This is a genomic window from Kitasatospora sp. NPDC059812, assembly GCF_042732075.1.
Lineage (GTDB): Bacteria > Actinomycetota > Actinomycetes > Streptomycetales > Streptomycetaceae > Kitasatospora.
Genome location: NZ_JBHWIO010000040.1, coordinates 1 through 9,292 on the forward strand (window position 1 = coordinate 1; position 9,292 = coordinate 9,292).

Below are 9,292 nucleotides of genomic sequence, written 5' to 3' on the forward strand. Positions count from 1 at the left end.
CCGGACAGAACAACCGGAGGACAGCCCAGCAGGGCGTCAGTCAGTGGCAGAGCCACGACCACCAGGGACCCGGTTAGAACTATCAGTGTCGGTGGCGGCGGCTAAGGTCCGTATGCCTGTCCGCCGTCCGAAAGAGATGCCTCGATGGTCCGTGTCACACCGCCGCGCCGGGTGGATATCGCCGCGGCCTTCCCGGAACTGGTGCCGTTGGCGCGGCAGACGGCGCGCCTGCACCCACGGTTGGGCGAGCCGACCGTCCACGACAGTTCGGTCGGGGGCCCGTTGCTGTGGCCGGCCGGTGAGCCGTGGCCGGTGTGCGAGGGCCCGCACCCGGAGGAGGACGAGGGCGATCTGCCGGTGTCGCTGGCGGACATCCGGCGGCGCCGGGAGCTCCATGAGAAGGGCTGGGCCGACGACAGCCCCACCGACCAGGAGCGGGCTGCTCTGGACGCGACGCGCGCGGGACATCCATGGACCCGGAAGCCGAACGCCCTGCTGCCGGTGGCCCAGCTCTACGCGCGCGACATCCCCTCGCTGCCGTGCCCCGAGGGCGCGGACATGCTGCAGGTGCTGTGGTGTCCGCTGAACCACGATCCGTCGTGGATGCCGGCGGCCAGGGTGGTGTGGGGCTCTTCCACACAGGTCGACGCGCTGCTGACCGATCCGCCGCTGCCGGCTGACGTGGAGAATTACGGCAACTACGTGCCCGAGCCGTGCGTGCTGCACCCGGAGGTGGTGATGGAGTACCCGGCGCCGCTGGAGCTGGAGGCCGACCTCGCGGACCGGATCGAGGACTGGTGCGAGCGGGAGTTCACCGGCACCGATCCGAGGTCCTGGTACGCCGATGAGTTCCGGGCCTACTACCAGTACGAGCTGTCGGTCGCCCCTGGGTGGAAGGTCGGTGGCTGGGGGCCGTGGAGCTTCCGCGATCCGTCGGTGATCCGGTGCACCGCTTGCGAATCCGCCATGGTGCCGCTGCTGACGATCGCTTCCGGCGTTCTGGACGGCAGCGGCTGGGACCCGGTCGAGGACCGCGACGCGGACGGCGACATCGGCATCCAGATCGGGCGGAGCTACAACATGCAGCTCTACTACTGCCCGCTCTCCTTCGAGCACCCGTGCCGGGAAGTCATGCAGTAACGGCCCTGGGTGAAGTTGGGGTCGGGCGTGACTGCCGGCGGTTCGACCGGTGGGTGAGCAGTGAATGGCGTCGTGGGCGAGGACGAGTTTGGTGCTTGTCCGGCGACGGCGGGCCGGGCGTCGTGCGGAGCGGTCGGGGACCAGGCGTCACAACTCACCCAGCCCGCGCGGCCCTTCCACCGTCACGGTCTCACCAGCACCGGGACCGTTCATCCCAGGCCGCTAATCCGCCTCGCGGTCCCAGGGCGGCAGTTCGGTGGTCGCAGGCTTTCCGAGGTGGTCGCGCAGTTCGTGTCTGCCCAGGTCCGTGAGGGCGAGGGCACGGGTGGTTCCGATCCGGGTCAGCCACCCGGAGGCCAGGGCGTGCCCGCAGATGGCGGCGCCGACGGCCCCGCCCAGGTGCGGGCGTCGTTCGGTCCAGTCCAGGCAGGCGCGTACCAGCGGTCTGCGGGAGGCGTCGGGCAGTGCGATGCCCAGGTCGTGGAGCCAGGCCGCCCCTTCGGCGGTGAGCGACGGATCGGCTCCCCACTCCAACAGGCCGCGGGCGGCCATCGAGTCGGTGACGGCCAGGCCCAGTTCTCCGGCCAGGTGGTTGTAGCAGAGCCGCGCGCGGGCCAGGGCCCGCTGTCGCCCTGAGCCCGACAGCGAACGCGGCCTGGGGGTGTGGCGCGGCGCGAGTGCGGCGAGGCTCTCGATCAGGGCCATCACGCGCGGATCGGCCATCCGCAGGTAACGGTGGCGTCCGTGGCGTTCCTCGACGAGGAGTCCGCCACGTACGAGCACGTTCAGGTGCTCGGTCGCGGACGAGGCCGCGACACCGGCATGGCGGGCCAGTTCCGTGGCCGTCCAGGCCCGGCCGTCCAGCAGGGCCAGGCAGAAGTCCGCCCTGGTGCCGTCGGCCAGCAGCCTGGCCACGGCGGCCAGGTCCACGCCGACGTCCCGGCCCTCGCGCTGATGGTCCATGTCCCCGATTGTCGTCGATCTCGCTTCGGGCTCGGCCGAAGCGTCCACGCCCTAACGTCCCGTACCGGCCGAGGCCACTGTGCCCCGCGCCCTGTGCCCTGTGCCCGCACACCGTCCGCCAACCGCCCTGGGAGCCTCATGCCCGCCACCGACAGCACGCCATCGAACCTCTGGCCCGGCATCGGCTTCACGGTCACCGACGCCCCGAATCCCACCGACGTATCGCTCGTCTCCGACGCCCTGGACCGGTTCAACACCGACTCGACAGCCGTCGACGACCGCCGCCCGCTGGCCGTCCTGGTGCGTGACCGCGTGACCTCCCAGGTGATCGGTGGTCTGACCGGTCGCACCTCACTCGGGCTGTTCTTCCTCGACCTGTTCTTCCTGCCGGCCGAGTTGCGCCATGGCGGCCTGGGCAGTGAGATCCTGCGCCGGGCCGAAAGCGAAGCCCGCGCACGCGGCTGCCGCACGGCGGTCCTGTACACGATCAGCTTCCAGGCTCCCGGCTTCTACGCGAAGCACGGCTGGCGACGCCTGGGCGAAGTCCCGTGCGATCCGCCGGGCACCAGCAGGGTCTTCATGACCAAGGACCTCGACCCGCCGTCGGCCCCCTGAATCCGCAGTACCGCGGTGCTGCATGCCGTGTTCTGCCCGATCCTCAAGGACGGCAGTAGCGGGTGAGCATGCGGCCCCTGCCCGAGTAGCCGACGGGCTGGGCCCCCGCGGCCGGCAGAGCGGCGGCGGGGGCCTGCCGTCAGGTCGCCTCCGTCCGGCCATCGGCTATGCGTGGCCCGGAGTCGCGCTGGTCGGTAAAAGACCTCGACGCGGCGGCAGGGCCGGGCTGGCTCTCACCAGGCCCTCTCAGTCCCACGGGCTGGTGGGCACCGGGCCCGGGACGACGACCACCGCGATCTCGCCGTCGCGCGCACGGCCCGCCCAGACCTGGCCCCAGCCTTCCGGGACACCGAAGGCCAGCAGGTCGGCCCGGCATCCCTCGTCGCGGGCGAGCTCGAAGTAGCCCTCGCAGAGGTCTTCGGTGCCCCGCCCGACCGGCGGGCCGCCGAATCCGGCGGCGGTCACGTCGGCCAGGTAGCGGCGGAAGGGTTCGGTCAGCGGTTGCCAGGCGGTGGTGTCGGCGAAGCAGCCCATTGCGTCCTCCGCCGCGAATCCCGCGCCGGCAGCGCGCAGGGCCGGGTCCTCGCCCACGCCGAGGGCGAGCTCCCACGTGACCACCGGCTCGTCGCGCACGCGCAGGCGTGTTGCGGCGCACTCCCGATGTTCGGTGTAGTAACCGTCGGAGAGGTGGGGCCAGTTGGCCCAGGAGACGTCCACCGGGTACTCGCCGGGCGGGATGCGGAACGCGAGCTCGCGCGGCGGCCCGGTGATCCAGGGCGAGTCCACGACCAACCGGCCGCTCGGCAGCCGGATTGCGGTGACCTCCTGCACCTCGGCGATCTCGATCCAGCTGTACGGGGTGTGCGCATCGCCGCCGATCCGCAGGCCCGGTATGAACAGTCCGTCGAGGTACTCGCGCGTCCCTGGCCTGACCTCGTCCATTCCCGCCCCTTCCTTCTCACTCCTGTGGCACCTGTTGCCCCGGACGATACGCACCGCCGCAGACAACCCCCGGTGCCGCAGCCCGCCCGGCGCGGCCGGTTCTGACCGGGCCGCAGGGGCACGGGCGCGCAGGCCGGTTACGGGGAGGCTTCCGAAACGAGAACCGTTTCCAAAAACCCCGCCATCGATCGGTCAAGGTCTGTCGGAACGCGGCCGTAGCGACCGCCCGCTGCGCCAGGGTGGGCGCCATGAGACTCCTGAAACCCCGTCCTGCCCCGCGCGCGGGCCGGACGCCGTTCCGCGCGTTGCCGCTGATCGCGCTGGTCGTGGCCGGCGCGGTGATATCCCTCGGTACGGTCGTCCCGGCCGCGGCCGCGACCTCCCGGGTCGACCTGAACGTCCTCGTCGTCACCGACGGCAACCCGTGGGTCGAGGGCATCCACAAGCAACTGGTCTCCGAGGGCGTGCCGACCACCGTGGTCGACCTCACCAGCAGCAACCGCGCCACCCTCACGGCGTCCTTCCTCGCCGACGCCCTGGCCGACGGCACACCGCACGGCCACTTCGAGGGCGTCGTCCTGCCCAACGACGCGCCGAGCCGGCTCTCCACCGCCGAACTCTCCGCCCTCACCGGCTACGAGCAGGCCTACCACGTCCGACAGGTCGACTCCTACGTGTGGCCGGGCACCAACACCGGTCTGAGCACGCCCGCGTGGACCGGTTCGCTCGACGCGACCACCGCCACCGCGTCCTCCTCCGCCCGGGCCGACGCCTTCCGCTACCTCAACGGCCCGGTGCCGTTCGAGGGCACCGCGGGCGGCAGCGGCTCGTACGGCGCGCTGGCCACGCCGGTGCCCGACAACCCGGCCACCGGCTCGCACTTCGAACCGTTCCTCACCGAGACGGTGCCCGGCACCTCGACGCAGGGCGTGCTCGCGGGCGTCTACACCAGCAGCGGCCGCCAGCAGTTGGTCCTCACCTTCGCGTACAACTACGACCAGCAGCAGTTCCGGCTGCTCGCGCACGGGATCGTCGACTGGGTGACGCGGGGCGTCCACCTGGGCTACTGGCGCAACTACTTCTCGGCACACATCGACGACCTGTTCAACGCCAACTCCCGTTGGAGCCAGAGCGGCAAGTGCACCCCGGGCGAAGGCGACTGCGCCGCCGGCGTACCGGACACCACGCCCATCCGGATGGCCGCCTCCGACGTCACCGACACGGTGAACTGGCAGCAGCAGAACGGCTACACCCTGGACTTCCTGTTCAACGCCGGCCCGGGTGTCGAGTACCAGCAGGAGCAGGGCGGCGACGACCCGCTGAGCGACGCGCTGCTGGCGAACAAGAACAGCTTCCGGTGGGTCAACCACACCTACGACCACCCGTTCCTGGGCTGCGTGCAGGACTTCTCGGTGATCCCCTGGCGGTGCCAGACCGACGCCTCGGGCGCCATCGAATACGTCGACCAGCCCACCATCAGCTCCCAGATCACCCAGAACATCCAGTTCGCCCAGGCCAACGGCCTCCCGTTCCGGCCGAACGAGCTGGTCGCGGGCGAGCACTCCGGCACCGTGATGCTGCCGCAGCAGCCCGACGACAACCCGAACTTCCTGGCCGCGCTGAGCGCTGACAACATCCAGTGGCTCGGCGTCGACGCCTCCCGCGAGAGCGGGCAGCGTCAGATCGCCTCCGCGCTCGGCACCCCGCGCCACCCGGTCAACGTGTTCTACAACGTCTCCACCCAGGCCGACGAGGTGAGCGAGTACAACTGGCTCTACACCTCCAAGGCGAACGGCGGCAGCGGCAACTGCGAGGCCAACCCGGCCACCACGACCTGCATCGCACCGCTGGACCCGAACACCGCCTGGTCGAGCTACGTCCTGCCGCTGCAGGTCAGGATCACCCTCGGGTACGTGCTGTCCAACGACCCGCGGCCCTTCTTCATGCACCAGTCCAACCTGACCGACGACAAGCTGGCCCTGCAGACCCTCGCCGGCATCCTGTCCACCTACCGCACCTGGTTCACCGCGGACACCCCGGTGGTCAACCAGACCCTCACCGACTCCGGGACGGTCCTCCAGCAGCAGGCCGGCTGGCAGCAGGCCCAGAACGCGGGCTCGGCCACCGGCTACGTCCAGGGCGGCGTGGTCACCCTCCAGGGGACCTCCGGCACCGCCGTGCCGGTCACCGTGCCCGCCGGCACCACCGTCACCGGCGGCGCCACCTTCGGCGCCGCGTACGGCGGCGAGCAGTCCGCGAACACCACGCTCGGCGCGACGGCTACCGCACTCACGCTGCCCACGAACGTGTTCGGTACGGTGGCCGACTCGACCCCCACCGGCCCGGGCGCGGAGCTCGCCTCCTACGCCAAGGGCTCCCCGCACGACGTGCGCCGCGACGGCGACGCCATCGTCATCACCGACCCGACCGGCACCCACGTCCTGCCGAAGCTCGCCGGCGCGCCGGAGGAGCAGCTGCACATCGGCGACCACCACCACAACCCGTACAACGCCGTCCCGAAGGCACCGGCCAAGAAGTAGCCCGCACCGCGCACCGCGCACCTCGTACCCCGTACCGCGGGGGGGGGGGGGGGGGGGGGGCGCCCCCCCCGGGGCGCCCCCCCCCCCCCCCCCCCGCCCCCCCCCGCCCGCAGCCGGCCCGGCTACGCGGTGCCGACGGTGAGCCGGGTGATGCTCCCGACCACCTCGGTATCGGTCGCGTCGAGCAGTGAGGCCCGCACGGCCGCCGTGTCACCCGCGGCGTAGCGGCTCTGGTTCAAAGTTGTGACCGGGACGGTCACTTGGACATTCGTGCCCGTGCAGTTCGGGGTGAAACGTGCGTAGCCAAGGGCGCCGGACGTACGGTCCTCGGCGGTCACGGTCGCGGACGCGACGAAATCGCCGGCGTCGCAGGAGTACGCGATGGTGACGTTCACCGTCGCCGAGGCGCCACCGGAAACGGTCGCGCCGTCGATCCGCACCCCGGTGCCGGCGTGCGCCGGGGCCGCCCCGAGCACCGCCCCCGCGAGCAGTACGGGTACGCCGAGCAGAGTCACGATCCTGCCGTTCATGATGCCCCTCCCAATGCCGATCACCGGTGTCACACCGTCGACGACGGATTGGTCAGGCGGCGGTCGATCCCGGAGTCCTTCCCGGGGTGATACGCCGGGACCGGCACCACCGGCACCACCAGCAGCGTCACCGCAGTGACCTGCAAAACTGACCTGACCATACATCATCAATACCAACTGACAAGGAAGTTGACTCAGGTCGCGGAGTCGCTCCACCTGACCTCGGCGGCGCCGCTGGACCCGTCCTCCGCCCGCGCGGCCCGCAGCTCTTGCCGCGGGCCCGAGCCTCGGCGACGAAGGCGATGCGCACGCGACGGCCGCCAGATAGCCCGGCGGCCTCGCAATCCGGCCTGGCTCCCGCCCCACCCCGTCCGCTGGTTGTTGGTAGGTCGAGGACGGAGTGGGCTGGTGTGATGCCGATGGCGGCCAGGAGGTGCTGCTGGCCGGGGTGGAGATGGTTCAGCGGCCGGGGACGACGATGCCCTGGGTCGACCTGCCGTTGCCGCTCCAGTCTCCCGTGACCGGGAACCCGCTGTCGCCGTAGAAGACGAGGGTGGTGGATCCGGCGGCGGCGCCGCGGAAGCGGAAGACACTGCCGGCGGTGTGGTAGACGCCGACCTGGGTGGTGCCGCTGCCGTTCCAGTCTCCGGCGATGGGTGTGTCCCCCCGGTCACCGAACCTGAACGTGATGTCGGCCTCGCCGTCGTGGATGGAGTTCACGAGGTAGAAGGTGGCGGTGTCGGGGTTGAACAGCCCCGGGGTGTCGAAGCCCTTGTGCGTCCAGTCTCCGGCGATCGGCTTCCAGTTGCCGCCGTCGCCGAGCCTGAAGGACGTCACGGTGCCGTCGTGGTGGCGCAGGTGGAACGCGCCTGTGCTGGGGCGGTAGATCCCGACCTCGCTGGTGCGTCCGCCGTCCCACCGGCCGACCACGGGGACGTCGCCCGGATTTCCGAACCCGAAGTCGGTGCTGCTGGGGCCACCGTCGAGCGAGTTCGTCAGGTAGAAGTGGGCGGTGGTGGGGTCGTAGGCGCCGGGGGTGTCCCCGCCGATGCCGTCCCAGTTGCCCGTCAGCGGCAGCATCGGGCTCCTCCCGAAGTCGAACGTCGCCCGGGTGGAGAGATCCGACTGGGCGGAGTCGGAGAGGAACCAGCGCAGGACGCCGGGTGCCTGGGGCGGCATCGTGCCGGACCGGACGAACTTGATCCAGTCGACGAGGTCGTCGGTGCGAGTGCTCACGGCGCCGTCGCGGGCGGTTTCGGTGCTGCCGAGGCAGCCCTTCTGCCAGGAGGTGCTGCTGACGGCGACGAGTTGGACGGTGCCGCCCGTCTCGCGAACGGCGGGGCCTCCGGTGTCGCCCTTGCAGACGGTCGCGCCGGCCGGTGCGACGCCCGTGATGGCGATGCCGGTGGCGGTGACCGCGTTCACGCCGAAGGTCGCGCCGTGGAGTTTGTCGGGCACCCATTCCGTCCGGGTCCGGCCGTAGCCGACGACGTGCAGGGTTTCACCCTGGACGGGTGCCCCGGTGGCGACGGACAGGGGAGTGATGTCGGTGACGGGGGCGGCGAGCCGGGCCAGCACGAGGTCGCGGTCGGTGCGGGGGACGAGTTCGGCTACGTCGCGGACCTGGCCCGTGGTGGTGGGGTCGGTGCGGCCGAGGGTGACGGTGGTCTTGAGTGCGGGCACGCCGGCGGGCAGGGTCGTCGGCTGGTCGGGGTTGTCGGCGAAGCAGGCGGCGGCGGTGATGACCCAGAACGGGTCGATCAGGGCGCCGCTGCAGGCGCGTCTGCCATCGCCGATGTCGATCTTGGCGGTGAACGCGTAGGAGCCGGTCGGCGCGATGTCACCGCTGACGGCGGGCGCGGGCGTGCCGGTGAGCAGGGCACTGGTGAGGACGGCGGCGGTGACAGCCCCGGTCGTCCAGGCGGTACGTGAGCGTGAGCGAAACATCAGGATCTCCCCCTGCCGGCCTTGACGGTTTGTGAGCCTCGACGGTCGAGGAACTGCGGACACGGGCTGAGGGGTACAGGGCCCTCGGGTGGTCGGCTACGGTCACTTGGGTGCCCGGCGGACCATGATGGACCAGTCGGACCAGCCTGCGCCGTTGGCGTTGGATGCGTGGGCCATGAGGCCGGTGATGCGGGCGAAGACCTCTGCGGTCTTGGTGTCCGGGTTGTAGGCGGTGGTGGGGCTCTCGGTGAACTTCCAGCCGCCGGTCATCGTCCAGGCTTCCCAGCCTTTGGTTCGGGTCCAGGTGGTGCGGTACAGCGATCGGTCCGTGCCGGTCGCGAAGAGTTCGAGGGCGTTGCTGACCGGGTTGTAGACCACGGCGGGGGTGCCGGCGAACTTCCAGTCGCTGGGGCCGATGAGTGACCAGGTGGACCAGCCTGCGCCGTTGGTGTTGTAGATGTGGGCCATGGTGCCGTCGGCGGTCAGGGCGAAGACTTCTGCGGTCTTGGTGTCCGGGTTGTAGACGGTGGTGGGGCTGTCGGTGAACTTCCAGTCGCCGGTCATCGTCCAGGATCCCCAACCGGTGGCACGGGTCCAGGTGGTGCGGTAGAGCGA

General features: G+C 71.0%; 8 protein-coding genes. 3 read left to right on the forward strand and 5 right to left on the reverse strand.

The annotated features are described in order from the left end of the window. Nucleotides 1-144: 144 nt before the first annotated feature. Nucleotides 145-1,140, forward strand: coding sequence for a hypothetical protein (locus ACFV6D_RS20745; RefSeq protein WP_380560671.1), 996 nt, complete (start codon nt 145-147; stop codon nt 1,138-1,140). A gap of 222 nt (nt 1,141-1,362) precedes the next feature. Here the strand turns inward: ACFV6D_RS20745 and ACFV6D_RS20750 are convergent, their stop codons facing one another. Further along, nucleotides 1,363-2,103, reverse strand: coding sequence for an ArsR/SmtB family transcription factor (locus ACFV6D_RS20750; RefSeq protein ID WP_380560672.1), 741 nt, complete (start codon nt 2,101-2,103; stop codon nt 1,363-1,365). A gap of 138 nt (nt 2,104-2,241) precedes the next feature. On the opposite strand from ACFV6D_RS20750, the gene ACFV6D_RS20755 reads away from it, so the two are divergent. Next, the gene (locus ACFV6D_RS20755) at nt 2,242-2,718 is read left to right on the forward strand and encodes a GNAT family N-acetyltransferase (RefSeq protein ID WP_380560673.1); all 477 of its coding nucleotides are present in this window, start codon (nt 2,242-2,244) and stop codon (nt 2,716-2,718) included. Between the two features lie 246 nt (nt 2,719-2,964). Here ACFV6D_RS20755 and ACFV6D_RS20760 read toward each other — a convergent pair whose 3' ends face one another. Then, nucleotides 2,965-3,660, reverse strand: coding sequence for a DUF4241 domain-containing protein (locus ACFV6D_RS20760; protein ID WP_380423368.1), 696 nt, complete (start codon nt 3,658-3,660; stop codon nt 2,965-2,967). Nucleotides 3,661-3,908: 248 nt separating this feature from the next. Here ACFV6D_RS20760 and ACFV6D_RS20765 point away from each other — a divergent pair, with 248 nt between their 5' ends. Beyond that, nucleotides 3,909-6,200, forward strand: coding sequence for a hypothetical protein (locus ACFV6D_RS20765; protein WP_380560674.1), 2,292 nt, complete (start codon nt 3,909-3,911; stop codon nt 6,198-6,200). Between the two features lie 122 nt (nt 6,201-6,322). Here the strand turns inward: ACFV6D_RS20765 and ACFV6D_RS20770 are convergent, their stop codons facing one another. The 3 genes from ACFV6D_RS20770 to ACFV6D_RS20780 form a co-directional block, all read right to left on the reverse strand. After that, nucleotides 6,323-6,763 (reverse strand): hypothetical protein, encoded by a 441-nt coding sequence (locus ACFV6D_RS20770; RefSeq protein ID WP_380560675.1) that lies wholly within the window; start codon nt 6,761-6,763, stop codon nt 6,323-6,325. Nucleotides 6,764-7,189: 426 nt separating this feature from the next. Beyond that, a complete protein-coding gene (locus ACFV6D_RS20775; protein ID WP_380560676.1) occupies nt 7,190-8,677 on the reverse strand; it encodes a S1 family peptidase in 1,488 nt (495 codons plus the stop codon). A gap of 102 nt (nt 8,678-8,779) precedes the next feature. Further along, nucleotides 8,780-9,292 (reverse strand): hypothetical protein (locus ACFV6D_RS20780; RefSeq protein ID WP_380560677.1); only part of this gene is annotated, 513 nt, incomplete at its 5' end.